At 71.4% G+C, this 18,762-nt stretch carries 19 protein-coding genes; 13 read left to right on the top strand and 6 right to left on the bottom strand.

Going from position 1 to position 18,762, the window contains the following annotated elements:
- The first annotated feature begins 104 nt into the window (after positions 1-104).
- The 6 genes from Q5530_RS18350 to Q5530_RS18325 all read left to right on the top strand — a co-directional run bounded on the left by Q5530_RS18350 (position 105) and on the right by Q5530_RS18325 (position 5,895).
- Positions 105-710 (top strand): ANTAR domain-containing response regulator, encoded by a 606-nt coding sequence (locus Q5530_RS18350; RefSeq protein WP_380634048.1) that lies wholly within the window; start codon positions 105-107, stop codon positions 708-710.
- Positions 711-1,006: 296 nt separating this feature from the next.
- Positions 1,007-2,185 (top strand): branched-chain amino acid ABC transporter substrate-binding protein, encoded by a 1,179-nt coding sequence (locus Q5530_RS18345; protein WP_415363779.1) that lies wholly within the window; start codon positions 1,007-1,009, stop codon positions 2,183-2,185.
- Positions 2,186-2,311: 126 nt separating this feature from the next.
- Positions 2,312-3,271: a branched-chain amino acid ABC transporter permease gene (locus Q5530_RS18340; protein WP_380634053.1), complete on the top strand. Its 960-nt coding sequence runs from the start codon at positions 2,312-2,314 to the stop codon at positions 3,269-3,271.
- Entirely contained in the window at positions 3,268-4,428 is a 1,161-nt protein-coding gene (locus Q5530_RS18335; protein WP_415363777.1) for a branched-chain amino acid ABC transporter permease, read from the top strand. Before Q5530_RS18340 ends, Q5530_RS18335 begins: the two co-directional genes overlap by 4 nt.
- A gap of 32 nt (positions 4,429-4,460) precedes the next feature.
- Positions 4,461-5,201 (top strand): ABC transporter ATP-binding protein, encoded by a 741-nt coding sequence (locus Q5530_RS18330; protein WP_415364185.1) that lies wholly within the window; start codon positions 4,461-4,463, stop codon positions 5,199-5,201.
- Entirely contained in the window at positions 5,191-5,895 is a 705-nt protein-coding gene (locus Q5530_RS18325) for an ABC transporter ATP-binding protein (RefSeq protein ID WP_415363775.1), read from the top strand. The genes Q5530_RS18330 and Q5530_RS18325 overlap by 11 nt, the downstream gene beginning before the upstream one ends.
- A gap of 22 nt (positions 5,896-5,917) precedes the next feature.
- Here Q5530_RS18325 and Q5530_RS18320 read toward each other — a convergent pair whose 3' ends face one another.
- The gene (locus tag Q5530_RS18320; RefSeq protein WP_380634061.1) at positions 5,918-6,361 is read right to left on the bottom strand and encodes a DUF4352 domain-containing protein; all 444 of its coding nucleotides are present in this window, start codon (positions 6,359-6,361) and stop codon (positions 5,918-5,920) included.
- Between the two features lie 235 nt (positions 6,362-6,596).
- Positions 6,597-7,019 (bottom strand): hotdog fold thioesterase, encoded by a 423-nt coding sequence (locus tag Q5530_RS18315; protein ID WP_415363772.1) that lies wholly within the window; start codon positions 7,017-7,019, stop codon positions 6,597-6,599.
- Positions 7,020-7,095: 76 nt separating this feature from the next.
- On the opposite strand from Q5530_RS18315, the gene polA reads away from it, so the two are divergent.
- From polA to Q5530_RS18295, 4 genes are all read left to right on the top strand, one after another.
- Positions 7,096-9,771: a DNA polymerase I gene (gene polA / locus Q5530_RS18310; RefSeq protein WP_415363771.1), complete on the top strand. Its 2,676-nt coding sequence runs from the start codon at positions 7,096-7,098 to the stop codon at positions 9,769-9,771.
- 175 nt (positions 9,772-9,946) lie between these two features.
- The gene (locus Q5530_RS18305) at positions 9,947-10,384 is read left to right on the top strand and encodes a hypothetical protein (RefSeq protein WP_415363769.1); all 438 of its coding nucleotides are present in this window, start codon (positions 9,947-9,949) and stop codon (positions 10,382-10,384) included.
- A gap of 241 nt (positions 10,385-10,625) precedes the next feature.
- Positions 10,626-11,222, top strand: a complete 597-nt coding sequence (locus tag Q5530_RS18300) for an AAA family ATPase (RefSeq protein WP_415363767.1) — start codon at positions 10,626-10,628, stop codon at positions 11,220-11,222.
- Complete coding sequence (locus tag Q5530_RS18295; RefSeq protein ID WP_415363765.1) at positions 11,219-11,803, top strand: hypothetical protein; 585 nt, start codon at positions 11,219-11,221, stop codon at positions 11,801-11,803. Before Q5530_RS18300 ends, Q5530_RS18295 begins: the two co-directional genes overlap by 4 nt.
- 11 nt (positions 11,804-11,814) lie before the next feature.
- Here Q5530_RS18295 and Q5530_RS18290 read toward each other — a convergent pair whose 3' ends face one another.
- From Q5530_RS18290 to Q5530_RS18280, 3 genes are all read right to left on the bottom strand, one after another.
- Positions 11,815-12,408, bottom strand: a complete 594-nt coding sequence (locus Q5530_RS18290; protein WP_415363764.1) for a TetR/AcrR family transcriptional regulator — start codon at positions 12,406-12,408, stop codon at positions 11,815-11,817.
- Positions 12,409-12,593: 185 nt separating this feature from the next.
- A complete protein-coding gene (locus Q5530_RS18285) occupies positions 12,594-13,517 on the bottom strand; it encodes a GNAT family N-acetyltransferase (protein WP_415363762.1) in 924 nt (307 codons plus the stop codon).
- Between the two features lie 10 nt (positions 13,518-13,527).
- Positions 13,528-14,358 carry a class I SAM-dependent methyltransferase gene (locus Q5530_RS18280; RefSeq protein ID WP_415363760.1) on the bottom strand — a complete coding sequence of 277 codons (831 nt, stop codon included), beginning with the start codon at positions 14,356-14,358 and terminating at the stop codon, positions 13,528-13,530.
- Between the two features lie 190 nt (positions 14,359-14,548).
- Here Q5530_RS18280 and rpsA point away from each other — a divergent pair, with 190 nt between their 5' ends.
- The 3 genes from rpsA to coaE all read left to right on the top strand — a co-directional run bounded on the left by rpsA (position 14,549) and on the right by coaE (position 18,000).
- Complete coding sequence (gene rpsA / locus Q5530_RS18275; protein WP_380634079.1) at positions 14,549-16,039, top strand: 30S ribosomal protein S1; 1,491 nt, start codon at positions 14,549-14,551, stop codon at positions 16,037-16,039.
- 163 nt (positions 16,040-16,202) lie between these two features.
- Complete coding sequence (locus Q5530_RS18270) at positions 16,203-16,796, top strand: hypothetical protein (RefSeq protein WP_415363758.1); 594 nt, start codon at positions 16,203-16,205, stop codon at positions 16,794-16,796.
- 28 nt (positions 16,797-16,824) lie between these two features.
- A complete protein-coding gene (gene coaE / locus Q5530_RS18265; protein ID WP_415363757.1) occupies positions 16,825-18,000 on the top strand; it encodes a dephospho-CoA kinase in 1,176 nt (391 codons plus the stop codon).
- Here the strand turns inward: coaE and Q5530_RS18260 are convergent.
- Positions 17,976-18,494: a DUF402 domain-containing protein gene (locus Q5530_RS18260; RefSeq protein ID WP_380634087.1), complete on the bottom strand. Its 519-nt coding sequence runs from the start codon at positions 18,492-18,494 to the stop codon at positions 17,976-17,978. The genes coaE and Q5530_RS18260 overlap by 25 nt on opposite strands.
- Between the last annotated feature and the right edge of the window lie 268 nt (positions 18,495-18,762).

The raw sequence follows: 18,762 nt of genomic DNA, 5'->3' as shown, positions 1-18,762 counted from the left end.
TGATCACGGCCCGAGGTCGTCGGCGCGGGACCGCCCGCCGGTAGACTGCGCTTTCACCCGGCGCGTTCGCGCCGGCCCGCCGCCGAAGTGTCAGGAGGACCCCGGTGACCCAGCAGGCTGCCGAGGCCCAGCCCGAGGTCACGCCCCGACGCGTGCTCGTGGCCGAGGACGAAGCCCTCATCCGCCTCGACCTGGTCGAGATGTTGCGCGAGGAGGGCTACGAGGTCGCGGGCCAGGCCGCGGACGGCGACGAGGCGGTCACGCTCGCCACCGAGCTGCGCCCCGACCTCGTCATCATGGACGTGAAGATGCCGAAGGTCGACGGCATCGAGGCGGCCTCCGCGATCGCCGGCCAGCGCATCGCGCCGGTGGTCATCCTCACCGCCTTCAGCCAGCGCGAGCTGGTGGAGCGCGCCCGCGACGCCGGCGCGATGGCGTACCTGGTCAAGCCGTTCGCCAAGCGGGACCTGGTGCCCGCGATCGAGCTGGCCATGAGCCGGTTCGCCGAGCTCACCGCGCTGGAGAACGAGGTCGCCGGGCTCACCGAGCGGCTGGAGACCCGCAAGGTCGTCGAGCGCGCCAAGGGCCTGCTGATGACCAAGCAGGGCCTGAGCGAGCCCGAGGCGTTCCGCTGGGTCCAGCGCACCGCCATGGACCGGCGCACCACGATGAAGGCCGTCGCCGAAGCCGTCATCGAAAACTTCGGCTGAGTTCGGCCCTCCGCCCGCCCGGATACCACACCCGTTCCCCGTTCGGTTATCGGACGGGCATCGGGTTGATTGATTGGTTACAGCCCGCATTGATCCCGTGACCTGCGGCGATTTGAGCTGGATTTAAGATTGTTAACTGTGTGGCAATTCCGGTGACTACCGTCACGATGTGGACACAGAGCAGTAAGACCACCTGTTCACCGAACTCAACTGAAGCTACGTTCCTGCCCTAACCCAGCTCTCGTGTGAGGGCTCCGCCTACCGGCGGACTGGTTGGTGTCATGGGAGGTATTCCGGTGTCAGGAGCACGACTCGGCCGAGTTCTGGCGCTGGCGGCGGCATCGTCGCTGGTGCTCGCGGCGTGCGCGGGCGGCGGCGGGGGCGGCGGCGAAACGGGCGGGGACGCCTCGACGGTCAAGATCGGGTTCATGGGTGACCTCACCGGTGAGAACTCCGCGATCGTGATCCCGCCCTTCAACGGGGCGAAGATGGCCATCGCCGAGTACAACGCCAAGAACCCCGCGGTCAAGATCGAGCTGGAGGAGTACGACAGCCAGGGCAAGCCCGACCAGGCGACCTCGCTGATCACGCAGGCCATCGGCCAGGACAAGATCGTCGGCCTCATCGGCCCGGCGTTCTCCGGCGAGTCGAAGGCCATCGGCGCCCAGCTGGAGGAGAACAAGATCCCCAGCGTGTCGCCCTCCGCCACCAACCCGGGTCTGGCCGCCAACGGCTGGACCTACTGGCACCGCGTCGTGGCCAACGACGACGACCAGGGCCCCGGCATCGCGGAGTTCCTGGTCACGGCCAAGAGCCCGAAGAAGGCGTTCGTCCTGTCCGACGACCAGGAGTACTCGGTCGGCCTGGCGGACGCGGTCGCCAAGTCCTTCGAGGGCAAGGGCGTGACCGTCGAGCGCGACAAGTTCGCCAAGGACGCGTCCGACTACTCCTCGACCGTCACCAAGGTCGCCTCGTCGAACCCCGACGTGATCGTCTTCGGCGGCTACTACGCCCAGGCCGGCCGCCTGCTCAAGCAGCTGCGCGACGGCGGCGTGACCGCCACCTTCGCCTCCGGTGACGGCTCGCTGGACCAGCAGCTCGTCAGCGGCGCGGGCACCCAGGCGGCCGAGGGCGCCGTCCTCGCCTGCCCGTGCAACATCCCGTCGCCGGACGTGACCGGCCCGCTGAAGACGTTCTTCGACAACTACAAGAAGTCCGCCAACGCGGACCCGGCGATCTACTCCACCGAGGGCTACGACTCGGCGACCGCCTTCATCAAGGCCGTCGAGGCGGGCAACACCACCTCGGACAAGATCAACGAGTTCCTGAAGACGGTGAGCTTCGAGGGCGTCTCCAAGCCGATCAAGTTCAAGGCCAACGGCGAGCCGGAGAACAACTCCATCTTCGTCTACCAGGTCAAGGACGGCATCCTGAAGCTGCTCGGCCCGGCCGAGTCGGCCAAGCTCGAAGGCTGATCCCCGAGACGGAATCAGGCAAAGCAAGCTGAGCTGGGGAGCGGGAGTGTCGTGCCAACGACGGCTCCCGCTCCCCACCACTATGGCTAAGTTTCTTCCCCGCCCGTCTCGTGAGGCAAAGCTGTCATGGATGATTTTCTCAACCAGTTCCTACCCAGCACGGTGGGCGGACTGGTGTTCGGCTCCATCTACGCGCTGATCGCCCTCGGCTACACGATGGTCTACGGCGTGCTGCGCTTGATCAACTTCGCGCACTCCGAGATCTTCATGATCGGCACGTTCACGTCGCTCGTGGTGATCACGACCATCGCACCCGCGGCGCCGCTGACCGGGTTCGCGCTGTTCGGCGTGATGGTGTTGATCATCGTGCTCTCGGCGGCCGTATCCGGTGGCGCCGCGGTCCTGCTGGAGCTGGTGGCCTACCGGCCGCTGCGCAAGAAGGGCGCCACCCGGCTGACCGCCCTGATCTCCGCGATCGGCGCGTCGCTGTTCCTCCAGGAGCTGTTCGCGCTCGTCATCATCCCCTGGTTGACCGGCAAGCCCGGCCGCAACCAGCAGTCCGTGGCGCGCATCGTCGACCGCGACACGGTGTTCACCGTGGGCAACGCGGCGGTGCGCCTCGACCACATCATCGTCGTGGTCGCCGCGGTCATCATGATGGTCGCGCTGGACCGCCTGGTGAACCGGACCAAGATCGGCCGCGGCATCCGGGCCACCGCCCAGGACCCCGAGTCCGCCGTGCTGATGGGCGTCAGCATCGACAACATCGTGCGCACCACGTTCATGCTCGGTGGCGCGATGGCGGGCGTCGCCGGCGCGCTGTACCTGATGGAGTTCGAGAACACCGACTACCGCATCGGCTTCGTGCTGGGCATCAAGGCGTTCACCGCCGCGGTGCTCGGCGGCATCGGCAACCTGCGCGGCGCGCTGCTCGGCGGCATCGCGCTCGGCCTCGTCGAGAACTGGGGCGCGATCTTCCTGGGCTCCGAGTGGAAGGACGTCATCGCCTTCACCATCCTGGTGGTCGTGCTGATGTTCCGCCCGACCGGCATCCTCGGGGAATCCCTGCAGAAGGCCCGCGCATGAAAGGCAACGGAGTGACTGGCAACGCGAAGCCGTCGAGGCGGGTGGGCGCCCTGGTCGACGGCGCCCGCGACTGGTGGGAGCACGCGAAGACCTGGCAGCGGTACCTGGTGTACCTCGGCGCGATCGCCCTGGCGCTGGTGCTGCCCGCGCCGTGGATCGGCTCGTTCATGTCGCCGGGCGCCGACTGGACCACGGTGCTGATCTATCCGATCGGCACCTACATCCTGCTGGCGATCGGCCTGAACGTCGTGGTCGGCCAGGCGGGTCTGCTCGACCTCGGGTTCGTGGCGTTCTTCGCCATCGGCGGGTACTCGGTCGCCTACTTCGGCACCCAGTACGGCTGGAACTACTGGGCCACCGTGGCGTTCGGCATCCTCCTCGCGGCGGTGTCCGGCGTCATCCTCGGCGCGCCGACGCTGCGCCTGCGCGGTGACTACCTCGCCATCGTGACGCTCGGCTTCGGCGAGATCGTCCGCATCACGGCGAACAACACCGACGAGATCGGCGGCGCCCGCGGCATCACGAACATCCCGCACCCGACCGACATCCCGGGCGTCGTGGAGTTCAAGCTGCTGCCCGCGCCGTACTACTACCTGATGGTGATCGCGATCGTGCTGGTCATCATCTTCTCGGTGCGGCTCCAGAAGTCCCGCGTCGGCCGCGCCTGGGCCGCGATCCGCGAGGACGAGGACGCGGCCGAGCTGATGGGCGTGCCCACGTTCAAGTTCAAGCTGCTCGCGTTCGCCATCGGCGCCATGATCGGCGGCCTGGCGGGCGGTATCTACGCGGGCAAGGCGGTGTTCATCGAGCCGAACACCTTCCCGTTCATCCTGTCCGCGACGATCCTCGCCGCGGTCGTGCTCGGCGGTTCCGGCAACCTGCCCGGCGTGATGCTCGGCGCGTTCATCATCGCCTGGCTGCCCGAGCGGTTCCGCGAGTCCGAGTGGTTGACCAACCTGCTGGGCCGTGACCCGGCCGAGTACCGCATCCTGCTGTTCGGCGGCGTGCTGGTGCTCATGATGGGTCTTCGCCCGGAGGGCCTGCTGCCGTCGCGGCGGCGCAAGGCCGAGCTGCACGAGGGCACCGGCGGCATGGGCGCGATGGGCGCCGAGGTCGCGGGTCCGGACACCGAGGTCTCGACGGAGGCGGCCAAGTGAGCACTCCCGTCCTTCAGCTGGACAACGTCACCATGCGCTTCGGCGGCGTGGTCGCCCTCCGCGAGGCGCGGATCACCATCGCCCAGGGCGAGATCTTCGCCCTCATCGGGCCGAACGGCGCGGGCAAGACCACGGTGTTCAACGTGGTCACCGGCGTCTACGCGCCGACCGAGGGCCAGGTGCTGTTCAACGGGCAGCAGATCGAGGGCCACAAGCGGTTCAAGATCACCAAGATGGGCATCGCCCGCACGTTCCAGAACATCCGGCTGTTCCACAACATGTCGGCCCTGGAGAACGTGATGGTGGGCGCGGACGCGCACCACAGGACCGGTGCCGTCGGCGCGACGCTGAACCTGCCGTGGCACCGCAAGGAGGAGAAGCGCGGACGCGAGCTGGCGCGGGAGCTGCTCGACTTCGTCGGCATCCCCGGGCGGACCCACGAGACCGCGAAGAACCTGCCCTACGGCGACCAGCGCAGGCTGGAGATCGCGCGGGCGCTGGCCACGGACCCGAAGCTCCTGCTGCTCGACGAGCCGGCCGCGGGCATGAACCCGGCGGAGAAGGAATCGCTCCAGGTCCTCATCCGCAAGATCCGCGACAGCGGCCGCACCGTGCTGCTGATCGAGCACGACATGAGCCTGGTCATGGGCGTCAGCGACCGCGTGGCGGTGCTCGACTTCGGCCAGCTGATCGCAGAAGGGCTGCCGCACGAGGTGCAGAACGACCCGAAGGTCATCGAGGCGTACCTGGGGGTGTCCGAAGATGCTTCTTGAGATCAAGGACATCCACGTCCACTACGGCAAGATCGCGGCGATCAAGGGCATCAGCCTGGAGGTCGCCGACGGTGAGATCGTCTCGCTCATCGGCGCCAACGGCGCGGGCAAGACGACCACGCTGAAGACGATCTCCGGCCTGCGCCCGCTGACCAGCGGCAAGGTGCTGTTCAACGGCGCGGACATCTCCCGGATGCCCGGCCACAAGCGGGTCCTGGCGGGCATCGGGCAGTCGCCGGAGGGCCGGGGCGTGTTCCCCGGCATGACGGTGCAGGAGAACCTGCTCATGGGCGCCTACACCCGCAAGGACGACCTGAGCGCCGACCTGGCCGAGGTCTACGAGCTGTTCCCGCGGCTCGCCGAGCGCAAGAACCAGTTCGGCGGCACCATGTCCGGCGGCGAGCAGCAGATGATCGCCATCGGCCGGGCGCTGATGACCAAGCCGAAGGTGCTCCTGCTCGACGAGCCGTCGATGGGCCTCGCGCCCATGCTCATCGCGCAGATCTTCGAGATCGTCAAGGAGATCAACAACCGCGGCACGACCGTGCTCCTGGTCGAGCAGAACGCGCAGCAGGCGCTGAAGCTCTCCGACCGCGCGTACGTGCTGGAGACCGGCCGGGTGGTCAAGAGCGCACCGGGCCCGGAGCTGCTGGACGACCCCCAGGTGCGCGCGGCGTACCTCGGCGGTCACTAGTCCGGGGGTCCCGCCGGCCCGGCTACGGCCGGGTCAGCGGGATCTCCGTGCCCGTCGCGTCCTTCAGGTCGGTCAGCGTCGGCCCGCCGTACACGCGCAGCGACCGCGGCTCCGCGTCGGCGGGGATGTCGTAGTACACGTCGTACTCCAGGCGCACGTTCGCGCCCAGGTCCACCACGTCCGGCTGCCGCTTCACGAGCATGGCCTGCTCGTCCGGCGTGTGCTCGCCACCGCGGTCGTCGATCAGCACGTGCCTGCGGGCGGCGAACGACACGCTGCTGCGCCCGTTGTTGACCACGCTCATCCGGACCCGCGCGAACCGCCCCCGGGCGTGGTGCTCGGCGTGGCTCCCGATCAGCGTGGGCACCCCGCTGGTCAACCCGAGCAGGGTGAACGCCGTGTCCCCGTCCGCCGTGGTGGGCACCCGCAGCACCCGCTCGTCGGGCCGCGCCGTCCCCACCGGCACCGGATAACTCTCACGCCCAACGGCCGATCCCCCCGCTTCCCCCGCCCCCTCACCGGACCCCCCGCACGCCCCGCCCAGCACCAAGACCAACGCCACCACCACCGCGCGCCGCATACCCACCCCCGCGAGTCGTACGTCCAGGACCACCGTGTCGTACGCCCAGGACCCCCGAGTTCAGCGTTCAGGACCCCCGAGTTCAGCACTCGGAACCCCCGGGCACCACCCTCCCGGGTGGTCAGCGCTGCGGGGCCTCCTTGAGGAAGCAGGTCAGGCGGGCCGTGCACACGCGGCGTTCCCGCTCGTCGCTGATGGCGATCTCGTACGTGGCGGTGCTGCGCCCCCGGTGCACGGGCGTGCACACCCCGGTGACGACGCCCTCCGTGACGCCCCGGTGGTGCGTGCACGACAGCTCCAGGCCCACCGCCAGCCGCTCCGGCGCCGCGTGCATGGCCGCCGCGATCGAACCCAGGGTCTCGGCCAGCGCCGCGCTCGCGCCGCCGTGCAGCAGCCCGTACGGCTGCCGGTTGCCCTTGACGGGCATCGTCCCGACCAGGCGATCGGCATCCCATCGGGTGATCTCGATGCCGAGCTTGTCGGTCAGCTGCTCGTGGGCGGCCGCCGGGTCGGCGCCGGGCGTTTCCTCGGGTGATGTCGTCACGAACGTGCTCCACGGGTCGTCACGCGTCTGCTCCACGGGGTGCGGAACTGTCGGGCCCTCACCCTAGACTCGCCCCGTGAGCACTCCAGAAGCCTCCCGCCTGCTGCTGGTCGACGGCCACTCCATGGCCTACCGGGCGTTCTTCGCCCTGCCCAAGGAGAACTTCCAGACCGCGACCGGGCAGACCACCAACGCGGTGTACGGCTTCACCTCGATGCTGATCAACCTGCTGCGCGACGAGAAGCCCACCCACGTGGCGGTGGCCTTCGACGTCTCGCGCAAGACCTTCCGCACCGAGGCCTACGCGGAGTACAAGGCCGGGCGCAGCGCGACCCCCGACGAGTTCCGCGGGCAGGTCGACCTGATCAAGGACGTGCTGGGCACGCTGCGGATCCCGGTGCTCACCAAGGAGGACTTCGAGGCCGACGACGTCATCGCCACGCTCACGACGCAGTCGACCGACCTCGGTTGGGACGTCCTCATCTGCACCGGCGACCGCGACGCGTTGCAGCTGGTCAACGAAAAGGTGACGGTGCTGTACCCCGTCAAGGGCGTGTCCGAGATGGCCCGCTACACACCGGAACTGGTGCTGGAGAAGCAGGGCGTGCCGCCCGGCCTCTACGCCGACTACGCGGCGGTGCGCGGCGACTCCTCGGACAACCTGCCCAACACCCCCGGCGTCGGTCCGAAGACGATCGTGAAGCTGCTCACCCAGTTCGGGTCGCTCGACGGGCTGATCGACCACGTCGACGAGGTGCCGGGCAAGGTGGGCGACGCGCTGCGCGCCAACCTGTCCAACATCATGCTGAACCGGCGGCTCACCGAGCTGGTGCGGGACGTGGAGCTGCCCGCGGGTCCCACCGACCTGGAGGTCAAGCCGTGGGACCGCGACGCGGTGCACCGGCTGTTCGACGAGCTGGAGTTCCGGGTGCTGCGGGACCGCCTGTTCGCCACGCTGTCCACCGCCGAGCCGGAGGCCGAGGAGGGCTTCGAGGTGCGCGGCGGCGCGGTGCCCGCCGGCGGGCTGGCGGCCTGGCTGGCGGAGCACGCGCGCGGCGGCCGGGTCGGCGTCGCGTTCCGGTCCTCGGGCGGGGAGCTGGAGGGCCTGGCGTTCGCCGCGGTCGGCGGCGAGGGCGGGTACGTCGAGGTGGCCGCGCTCACCGAGGAGGACGAGAACGCGCTGGCCGCGTGGCTGGCCGACGAGTCGGCGCCCAAGGCGGCGCACGACCTGAAGCTGCCGCTGCGCGCGCTGCGGGCCCGGGGCTGGGCGCTGCGCGGCGTCACCAGCGACACCGCGCTGGCGGCGTACCTGGTGCGGCCGGGCCAGCGGTCGTTCAACCTCGACGACCTCGCGCTGCGCTACCTCCAGCGGGAGCTGCGCGCCGAGGACTCGGACGACAACCAGCTGTCGCTGCTGGCCGACGAGGAGGAGGAGCGGCAGAAGGTCGCCCAGGGCGTGATCGTGCGGGCCTTCGCGGTGGCGGAGCTGGCCGACGCGCTGGACGCCGAGCTGGTGCGCACCGGCCAGGAGTCGCTGCTGTCCGAGCTGGAGCTGCCGTTGCAGCACGTGCTCGACGAGGTCGAGGCGGTCGGCATCGCGATCGACGCCGAGCACCTGGCGGCGCTGGAGGCGCACTTCGCGGCGGGCGTGAAGCAGGCCGCCCAGGACGCGTACTCGGTGATCGGCCGGGAGATCAACCTCGGCTCGCCCAAGCAGCTCCAGGTGGTGCTGTTCGACGAGCTGAACATGCCGAAGACGAAGAAGACCAAGACCGGCTACACCACCGACGCGGACGCGCTCCAGAACCTGTTCGAGGCCACCGAGCACCCGTTCCTCCAGCACCTGCTCGCGCACCGCGACGTGACCAGGCTCAAGAGCACGGTCGACGGCCTGCTCAAGGCGGTGGCCGACGACGGGCGCATCCACACCACGTTCCACCAGACGATCGCGGCGACCGGGCGGCTGTCGTCGACCGACCCGAACCTCCAGAACATCCCGATCCGCACCGACGAGGGCCGGCGCATCCGCCAGGGGTTCGTGGTCGGGCCCGGGTACTCCGAGCTGATGACGGCGGACTACAGCCAGATCGAGATGCGGATCATGGCCCACCTGTCCGAGGACGAGGGGCTGATCGAGGCGTTCCGCAGCGGCGAGGACCTGCACACGTTCGTGGCGTCCCGCGCGTTCTCGGTGCCGACCTCCGAGGTGACCCCGGAGCACCGCCGCCGCGTCAAGGCCATGTCCTACGGGCTGGCGTACGGGCTGTCGGAGTTCGGGCTGGCGCAGCAGCTGCGCATCTCCGCGGTGGAGGCGCGGGAGCAGAAGGAGGCGTACTTCTCCCGCTTCGGCGGGGTGCGCGACTACCTGCACGAGGTGGTGGAGGTGGCCCGGAAGAAGGGCTACACCGAGACCATCCTCGGCCGCCGCCGCTTCCTGCCGGACCTCAACAACGACAACCGGCAGCGGCGCGAGATGGCGGAGCGGATGGCGCTGAACGCCCCGATCCAGGGCAGCGCGGCGGACATCGTCAAGGTGGCGATGCTGGGCGTGTTCCGGGCGCTGGTGGACTCCGGGCTGCGGTCGCGGATGCTGCTCCAGGTGCACGACGAACTGGTGCTGGAGATCGCCGAGGGGGAGCGCGAGGCGGTGGAGGCGCTGGTCCGCGAGCACATGGGCAACGCCTACGAGCTGTCGGTGCCGCTGGAGGTGTCGGTGGGCGTGGGCCGGTCCTGGGACGGCGCGGCGCACTGAGGGCGGGGTGGCCCGGCCGGGTGCGCCGGGCCGGCACGAGCCCGGGGCCGGGGCCGGGGCCGGGCCCAGCAGTGCCGGGCCCCGCTCCACCGCACCCGTCCCGGCGGGTGCGGACAGCCGTACTTCGCTCCCGGCGACGCTGCCCGATGATCGTGGTGGCGAACGGGGGACGGCGATGGTCGACAGGTCGGCACCGGGGTGGTCGCGGCTGTTCCTCCCGATCGGGGTGTTCCTCGGGGTTTTCGGGGTGTTCAACTTCGCCGAGCTGCCGCTGGGCTGGAAGGACCGCCAGGAGCAGGTCGGCCGCTACCTGGACGCCACGCTGGCCCTGGGCGCCGACTGGGTGATGCCGGTGATCTGGCTGGCCAAGCTGGTCGAACTGGCCCTGGGCCTGCTCGCCCTCGCCGCCACCGCGCGGCGCGACACCCGGTGGCTGGCCGCGGCGGTGGTCGGCTGGCTGGCGTGGTTCACCCTGTTCAGCGCCGTGGACGTGTGGGCGGCCGACCGGGTCGAGCTCCAGGAGCACACCGTCTACTTCGTCATGTTCGCGGTGCTGCTCGGCATGATCCACGTCGTCTCGGCGGTGGAGCGCTTCCTCGACGCGCGCCGGTGATCCGGGGCGGGCGGCCGGGTATCCGGCCTCCCTCCGGAGCAGTACCCCGGCAGCCACCGAGCCCGCGCAAGCGTTTGCGGCCAGCTGTGCCGGCCCGGACCCGCCGGCGCCCCGAATCCGTCCACTGTGGACCTGAGGGGTGCTCGGCGAACCGGTGCGCGCGGTGATCCATCAGCCCTGTGGCTGAGCCCGTTCGGGTGGATCTTCTTCGCTGGAAGGGTGACGAAGGTAACCTGATCGGGTGGCGTTCCTGGGATCAGCCGACGAGTTGCCGCACCCTCCGCGACGGGTGCTCGTGACCGGGACGTCGGGTTCCGGAAAAACGACCCTGGCCCGTTCCGTCGCGGCGTTGCTCGGAGTGTCCTGTGTGGAGATGGACGCCCTCTTCCACGGTCCGCAGTGGACCCCCAGGGCGGAGTTCCTCGCCGACGTCCGCCGGTTCGCCGACGGCTCGGCCTGGGTCACCGAGTGGCAGTACTCCGCGGCGCGCCCGCTGCTGCTGGAGCGCGCCGACACCCTGGTCTGGCTGGACCACCCGAGGCACGTGGTGATGCGCCGGGTGGCGGTGCGCACGGCGGTGCGCCGGTTCCGCCGCCAGGAGCTGTGGAACGGCAACGTGGAACCGCCCCTGCGCACGGTGTTCACCGACCCCGAGCACCTGCTGCGCTGGGCGTGGCGGTCCCACCACCGCACCGGCGAACGGGTCCGCGGGGTGGTGGCGGGCGAGCACGGCAACCGGCTCGCGGTGGTGCGGTTGCGAGGACAGCGTCAGGTCGACCAATGGCGGTCCGGCCCGTTGCGCCGGGCCGCGGAGCGGGGCGAGGAGTCGGTGCGATGAGCGAGCGGACGGCGTTGGTGCTGGGCGGCACCGGGATGCTGAAGGGCTGCGCGGACGAGCTGCTGGCGCGGGGCTGGCAGGTGGTGCTGCCGAGCCGCCGGGCCGAGGTGGGCCTCGGTCGGGCGGCGCGGGCCTCGCTGGGCACGCGCGGCCACGTGCCGCAGCAGGCCGGGCGGGCGCGGCCGGTGGTCGCGGACTGGGCGCGGCCGGAGGAGCTGGCCGAGCGGGTGCGGGCGGTGCTGGACCACCCCGCCGACCTGCTGGTGGCGTGGGTGCACGCGAGCTACCGGGACGACGTGCTGCGGGCCGTCGCGCCGCTGCTCGCACCCCGCGCGCCCGTGGTGGAGGTGCACGACAGCAGCACCGTCCAGCCGGTGCGCGGGATGCCGGACCCGGTGCTGGAGGGCCACCCGACGCAGCAGGTGGTGCTGGGCTTCGTCCGGCACGGCGGCTCGACCCGGTGGCTCAGCCACGAGGAGACCTCGGAGGGCGTGCTGGGGGCCGTGCACCGCGCGCTGGAGGGCAGACCGCCCTCGGTGCACCAGATCGGCGAGATCGACACCTGGGTGATGCGGCACTAGCCCCGACCGGGCTAACCCGGGCGCAGCCCCCGGACCAGCAGCAGCACCGATTCGCGCACCTCGGCGCGGCTGCGCTCGGGTTGGAACACCTGCCAGTCCAGCGCGATCACCAGCAGGGTGCCGAACAGCGCCGCGGCCGCCGTGCCGACCTCCACGCCCTCGGGCAGCCCGCCCGCGTCGGACAGCCGCTGCACCCGGCCGCGGATGATGGACACGATGTCGTCGCGCAGCAGGCTCAGCGTGCCGTGCCACTGCCCCGGCGTGCGCCACAGCTCGGAGACCAGCAGCTGCCCGAACGCCGGGTACTCGGCGAAGAACCCGAGCATCCCGTCCACCAGCGACGAGGCCGCCGCCTCGGTCCCGACCTCGTCCCCGGCCACCCGCAGCCGGTCCGCGAGCAGCTCCACGCCGTGCCTCAGCAGGGCGTCGACCAGCGCGTCCTTGCCGGCGAAGTTGTAGTAGACGGTGCCCTTGGCGACCCCGGCCTCGGCGGCGATCTCCTCCACGGTCACGCTCGCCGCGCCCCGCTCGCCGACCAGCCTCAGCGCGGCGTCGAACAGCTTCTGCCTGGTCACCGCGGTGCGGCCGGGACGCGCGCCGGTCACGGCACCGGTTCGGGTTCGAGGCGAGACGGGGTCCACACCCGCTGCTTATAGGCGGCGAACGTCGCCAGGGCAAGGCCCCCGATCAGGTGGGCGACCAGGACCGGGGCGTCCTCCTGGTTGAACTGACCGGTCAGTTCAACCAGCGAACCGCGAGGGGTCCGGCCGCAACTCCCGGGGGGTGTGACCTAGCGCAACGCGCCCGCCGGGCGCACCTCCCACATCGTCCACAGTGGACGGTAGCCCTGCCGGGGCCAGAACACCGAGGACAGCGGGTTCGGCGGGTTGTAGTAGAGGTAGGTGCCGACCGTGCCCAGCCGCGCCAGCTCGCGGTGCGCGAACGCCATCAGCTGCCGGCCCACGCCGCTGCCCCGCGCGCCCGGCAGCACCGACACGCAGTTCACGTAGCCCCAGCGGCCCGGCTGCAGGCGGGAGCCGGTCCAGTTGCCCGGCTCCGCGGTCACCACCGCGCACTCGACCAGCCCCACCGCCACGCCGTCGCGCTCGGCCAGCCACATCGGGCCGCCCGCGGCCAGCCGGTCGGCCAGCCCCCGCCGCTTGAGCTCCACCGCGTCCGGCCGCCGCACCGTGGAGCCGACCATCGACGAGTAGTGCAGCTCGGCCAGCGCCAGCGCGAGCACGGCCTCCAGGTCGCCGGGCGTGGCCCGGCGGATCGTCGCGACCCCCGCCACCGGCGGGCTCGGCCCGCGCCGCACCGCGATCACGGTCAGCGGCACCAGGCCGTGGTCGAGCAGCGCCCGGGTCGCCTCCGCGTCCCGGCTCGGCCAGGTCAGCACGCACGCCGAGTCGTGCTCGGCCGGCCGCGCCAGGTCCAGCCGCTTGCGCCAGGCGCGCAGCAGCGCGTCCATGCCCGCCCCGCCCGTGCCGCCCAGCAGCGGCGCCAGCTCCCACACCTCGGTCGCCGACCACAGGCGGGCGGGGGAGCGGCGCTCGTGCACCTGGTGGTGCAGCACCCCCGCGACCCGCGTGCCGTCCGGCAGGGCCGCGGTCACCACGTCCCCGTCCGCCGGGGCGGCCACCGCGGGCAGCAGCGGGTCGATGCTCGCGAACCGCGCGCTCTGCGCGTCCACCAGCACCCGCCCCACGGTCATGCCCGGGAGGCTACGGCTTCCGGGTGCGGAAGATCGCGGTGCCCGGGAACAGCCGGCCGCGCAGCGGGCTCCACTGGCCCCACCTGCGCGTGTGGCCCGCCGGCCACTCCGGCTCCACCAGGTCCAGCAGCTCCAGCCCCGCCCCGACGAGGGCCCGCACGTAGTCCCCGGTGGTCCGGTGGTGCTCCACGTACGTGGCCCGGCCCGACTCGTCGACCTCCACGTACGGCGTCCGGTCGAAGTACGACTGGGTCACGGTCAGCCCACCCGGTCCCGGGTCGTCCGGGAAGATCCACCTCATCGGGTGAGTCACGGAGAACACCCACGGCGCCCCCGGCCGCAGCACGCGGGCCACCTCGCGGAACACCTCGCCCACGTCCGCCACGAACGGCACGCCGCCGAACGCCGAGCACGCCGCGTCGAAGGACCCGTCCCGGAACGGCAGCTGGTCGGCGCTGGCCTGGACCAGCGGCACGTCGAGCCCGGTCGCCGCGTTGCCCGCGCGGGCGTGCCGCAGCATCCCGGCCGACAGGTCCAGCGCCACCACCCCGGCACCCCGGCCGGCCAGCCACCGCGCGCACGGCGCCGAGCCGCAGCCGACCTCCAGCACCCGCCGCCCGCGCACGTCGCCGAGGAAACCGGCGTCCGCCTCGCGGAGCCCCTCCGGGCACCAGACGAAGTCCGCCGCGCCGAGGAAACCGCCGTGCTCGGCGTGGTAGTCGTCGGCGTCGGCGTCCCACCACACCCGGTTGGCCACCCGCGACTCGTCGGCGTCGGCGCCCCGCTTGGCGATGCCGGTGGTGCCGAGCGCCAGTTCGGCGCTCGCGTGCTGGTCGGACACACTGCTCCATTCACGTGGACCGGTTTGCCCGGCGGTCGTCGAGCCGCGTACGATACCGCGTGCGTGGTGCGTTCGCGCTGCCCATGATCGGTGATCCCCTGGTGAGTCGGTCTTCGCGGTGGGGCGTGCCCTCCGCGAAGCGTTGAACCCGCAGGCCGAAACCCCAATCCGTACCGGAGCCACCTACCTAATGTCCACCGACACCACCACTGTCCCGGTTGCCGCTGCGCCGAAGCAGGTCGCCATCAACGATATCGGGACGGAGGAGGACTTCCTCGCTGCTATCGACAAGACGATCAAGTACTTCAACGACGGCGATATCGTCGAGGGCACGATCGTCAAGGTCGACCGGGACGAGGTCCTGCTCGACATCGGCTACAAGACCGAGGGCGTCATCCCCTCGCGCGAGTTGTCGATCAAGCACGACGTCGACCCCAACGAGGTCGTCAAGGTCGGTGACGAGGTCGAGGCCCTCGTCCTCCAGAAGGAGGACAAGGAAGGCCGGCTGATCCTCTCCAAGAAGCGCGCCCAGTACGAGCGCGCCTGGGGCACCATCGAGGCCCTCAAGGAGAAGGACGAGCCGGTCCGCGGCACGGTCATCGAGGTCGTCAAGGGCGGCCTGATCCTGGACATCGGCCTGCGTGGCTTCCTCCCCGCCTCCCTGGTGGAGATGCGGCGCGTGCGCGACCTCCAGCCGTACGTCGGCCGGGAGCTCGAAGCCAAGATCATCGAGCTGGACAAGAACCGCAACAACGTGGTCCTGTCCCGCCGCGCCTGGCTGGAGCAGACCCAGTCCGAGGTCCGCAGCGAGTTCCTCAACCAGCTGCAGAAGGGCCAGGTCCGCAAGGGCGTCGTGTCCTCCATCGTCAACTTCGGTGCCTTCGTGGACCTGGGTGGCGTCGACGGCCTGGTGCACGTCTCCGAGCTGTCCTGGAAGCACATCGACCACCCCTCCGAGGTCGTCGAGGTCGGCCAGGAGGTCACCGTCGAGGTCCTCGACGTCGACATGGAGCGCGAGCGCGTGTCGCTGTCGCTCAAGGCGACGCAGGAAGACCCGTGGCGCCAGTTCGCCCGCACCCACGCGATCGGCCAGATCGTGCCGGGCAAGGTCACCAAGCTCGTCCCGTTCGGCGCGTTCGTCCGGGTGGACGAGGGCATCGAGGGCCTGGTCCACATCTCCGAGCTGGCCGAGCGCCACGTCGAGATCCCGGAGCAGGTCGTGCAGGTCGGCGACGACGTCATGGTCAAGGTCATCGACATCGACCTGGACCGCCGCCGCATCTCGCTCTCGCTGAAGCAGGCGAACGAGGGCTTCACGCCGGACTCGGAGTTCGACCCGACCCAGTACGGCATGGCCGCCGAGTACGACGACCAGGGGAACTACATCTACCCCGAGGGCTTCGACCCGGAGACCCAGGAGTGGCAGGAAGGCTTCGACAAGCAGCGCGAGGAGTGGGAGCGGCAGTACGCCGAGGCCCACACGCGCTACGAGGCCCACATGAAGCAGGTCGTGAAGGCCGCTGCCGCCGAGGAGGAGGCCGCGGGCGAGACGAACTACTCGTCCGGTGGCGACGCCCCGGCCGCCGCGTCCTCCACGGGCGCCCCGGCCCAGGCCGGTGGCACCCTGGCCAGCGACGAGCAGCTGGCCGCGCTGCGGGAGAAGCTGTCGGGCGGCGCCTGATCGCTTGAGGTTCGCTGAACCTCCCGGTCGCCCCCTGCCCACCACGGGCAGGGGGCGATCCCCTTTTCCGGGGTCTCCGGTCCCCACCCAGAGTCACCAAACCATGACTTTTCGCCGCGAAACCATCCGATTGCGCTAGGTTGATCACCCTATGGGTGCGCGGATGGTGGGCCTCGTGGTGCTGGCGGTGCTGTGCTCGGCCTGCGTGTCCGAGCCGTCCCCGGCCGCGCCGCCGCCGCGGATCCCGACGATCCTGCCGCCCACCACGGTCACCAGGGTCCCGCAGATGGTGGACCGCGAGCTGCCCGTCGACTGCGAGCTGATCGTGCCGACCGACGTGCTCACCACCCACCTCGGCCACGAGCTGCCCGGCGAGCTGACGCAGGTCGTCGGCATCCCCGAGCCGTCCCTCGGCCGCACCGCCAAGATCGACTGCTACTACGGCGTCGGCCGGGGCCTCGCGACCGCCCCGGTGGTCATCGGCCTGGCCACCTACGTGGACGAGCCCACCGCCGCGGGCCGCGTCACCGACAGCGTGGACGCCGAGCGCCGCGAGGGCGCCACCGCCACGCAGGTCGACGTGACCAGGCACAAGGCGTCCCTGGTCACGACCAGGGACGAGCGGCTGCTCATCGGCTCCCTGGGGAAGACCACGTTCGTGGCGCGGGCCAAGGCCGGCGTCGTCCCGGACGAGAAGGTGGGCGCCGTCCTCGCCGCGCTGGCGCAGCAGGCGATGACCCCCGTCGAGGAGGACTGAGGGCCCCGCGGCCGGCAGGCTGTGCCCCATGTTGCGCGTGGGTCTCTCCGGGGGAATCGGGTCGGGCAAGTCGACGGTGGCGGGCAGGCTCGCCGAGCACGGGGCGGTGGTGGTCGACGCCGACCTGCTCGCGCGGGAGGTGGTCGAACCCGGCACCGAGGGGCTGGCGGAGATCGTCGAGGCGTTCGGCGCCGACGTCCTGGACGCCTCCGGCGCGCTGAACCGCCCGGCCCTGGCGGCGAGGGTGTTCAGCGACGAGGCGGCCCGCGCCACCCTCAACGGCATCACCCACCCGAGGATCGCCGCCCGCACCGCCGAGCTGATCGCCGCCGCGCCCGCGGAGGCGATCGTCGTGCACGACGTGCCGCTGCTGGTGGAGAACGGCCTCGCGCCGCTGTACCACCTGGTGGTGATCGTGCACGCGGACGTCGAGGAGCGCGTGCGGCGGCTGGTCGGCCGGGGGCTGGCCGAGGACGACGCCCGCAGGCGCGTCGCCGCCCAGGCCGACGACGAGCAGCGGCGCCGGGTCGCGGACGTGTGGCTGGACAACTCCGGCACCCCGGACGTGGTGCTGTCGCGCGTGGACGAGCTGTGGGCGGACCGGCTGGTGCCCTACGAGGCCAACGTCCGGCTGCGCCGCCACCGGGGGACCCCGCCGGTCGTGGTGCCCTACGACGGGACGTGGCCCGAGCAGGCCGACCGCGTCGTCGCCCGGCTCCAGGCGGTGGCCGGCGGCCGGGCGGTCGAGCACATCGGCTCCACGGCGGTGCCCGGCCTCGCGGCCAAGGACGTGCTGGACCTCCAGCTCGGCGTGCGGTCGCTGGAGGAGGCCGCCGAACTGGAGGACGTGCTGTCCGACGGGGGTTTCCCGGGTCTCGGCCTGAGCGAGGACACCCCCCGGAACCCCGGCGACGCGCCGGAGCTGTGGCGCAAGCGGCTGCACGTGGGCGGTGACCCGAAGCGCCGGGTCAACCTGCACGTGCGGGTCGAGGACGGCCCGGCGTGGCGGTGGGCGATCCGCTTCCGCGACTGGCTGCGGGCCGACGCGGCGGCACGCGCGGAGTACGAGGCGCTGAAGCTGGAGCTGGCCGGGAGGCACCGGGCGGACGGCCACAGCCTCGACTACGCCGACGCCAAGGACCCGTGGATGGCCGCCGCGACCGCCCGGGTCGAGGCGTTCTACAGGGGCGGCCAGGCGTCGTAGATGCCGCGGTGGGTCAGCCACGCCCGCAGGTCGTGGCGGTGCAGGCTGACCTCCTCCAGGGTGCGGTGCACGGTGCGCAGCGCCTGGTCGGCGTCGTCGGGCCCCAGCACGCGCCCGGCGACGGCGGCCGCGAACTCCTCGGAGCGCACGATCCGCGCGGTCGTGCCGCCCGGCACGGCCAGGCCCAGCAGCAGGTCCGTGGTGCGCCACGCGCGGCCGTCGCGCTGCACGCGGACCGCGCTGAGCACGCTCGGGCCGCTGCGGGCGTGCCGGGAGCGGGGTCGGTGGTGGGTGAGCCGCAGACCGAGCTCCGGCATCAACCAGGTGACCTCGGAATCCGAGAACGGGTCCTCGGGGGTGGGGCACTCCAACCGCAGCCCCCAGTCCTCGACCCGGCACGTGGACAGGAGTCGCGACGTGCCGCTGGAGTAGCTGCGAACTGCGCTGATGGTGTCGACCACGTCGACCAGCTGAGGTGTGATGACCGCTCCCACGCGATCCGAGGGTAGCCGCAGGTGTGCTCCGGGTAACTGTCCGGGTCGATTTGTTACATCACGGTCTGTGGTGTATGCGGTCTCTATCCGGTGACGGACTGGGATGGCGGTTGACCTGCATGTGTGACTGTCTGTATTAGCGCTGATGCCGGTTCGTGATCATCACCCGGGTGGGTGGCGCGGGTTGCCGGGGTGGGCGCGTGCTCCGGCGCCGGGTGGGAAAGGCGCGCAGGTGGGGAACCGTGCCCGCGCCGGCGCCACGGCCCGG

Source organism: Saccharothrix sp. BKS2 (assembly GCF_047689505.1).
GTDB lineage: Bacteria > Actinomycetota > Actinomycetes > Mycobacteriales > Pseudonocardiaceae > Actinosynnema > Actinosynnema lopnurensis.
The sequence above is the reverse complement of the archived record's forward strand: the minus strand, read 5'-3'. Positions and strand labels throughout refer to the sequence as shown.

What these genes read in the sequence shown, in the direction of transcription:
- Q5530_RS18295 (WP_415363765.1), top strand. Translation starts at nt 11,219, where the DNA reads ATGAGCGAGCGGACGGCGTTGGTGCTGGGCGGCACCGGGATGCTGAAG.
- Q5530_RS18270 (WP_415363758.1), top strand. Translation starts at nt 16,203, where the DNA reads ATGGTGGGCCTCGTGGTGCTGGCGGTGCTGTGCTCGGCCTGCGTGTCC.
- Q5530_RS18340 (WP_380634053.1), top strand. Translation starts at nt 2,312, where the DNA reads ATGGATGATTTTCTCAACCAGTTCCTACCCAGCACGGTGGGCGGACTG.
- coaE (WP_415363757.1), top strand. Translation starts at nt 16,825, where the DNA reads ATGTTGCGCGTGGGTCTCTCCGGGGGAATCGGGTCGGGCAAGTCGACG.
- rpsA (WP_380634079.1), top strand. Translation starts at nt 14,549, where the DNA reads ATGTCCACCGACACCACCACTGTCCCGGTTGCCGCTGCGCCGAAGCAG.
- Q5530_RS18325 (WP_415363775.1), top strand. Translation starts at nt 5,191, where the DNA reads ATGCTTCTTGAGATCAAGGACATCCACGTCCACTACGGCAAGATCGCG.
- Q5530_RS18335 (WP_415363777.1), top strand. Translation starts at nt 3,268, where the DNA reads ATGAAAGGCAACGGAGTGACTGGCAACGCGAAGCCGTCGAGGCGGGTG.
- Q5530_RS18285 (WP_415363762.1), bottom strand. Translation starts at nt 13,517, where the DNA reads ATGACCGTGGGGCGGGTGCTGGTGGACGCGCAGAGCGCGCGGTTCGCG.
- Q5530_RS18305 (WP_415363769.1), top strand. Translation starts at nt 9,947, where the DNA reads ATGGTCGACAGGTCGGCACCGGGGTGGTCGCGGCTGTTCCTCCCGATC.
- Q5530_RS18330 (WP_415364185.1), top strand. Translation starts at nt 4,461, where the DNA reads ATGCGCTTCGGCGGCGTGGTCGCCCTCCGCGAGGCGCGGATCACCATC.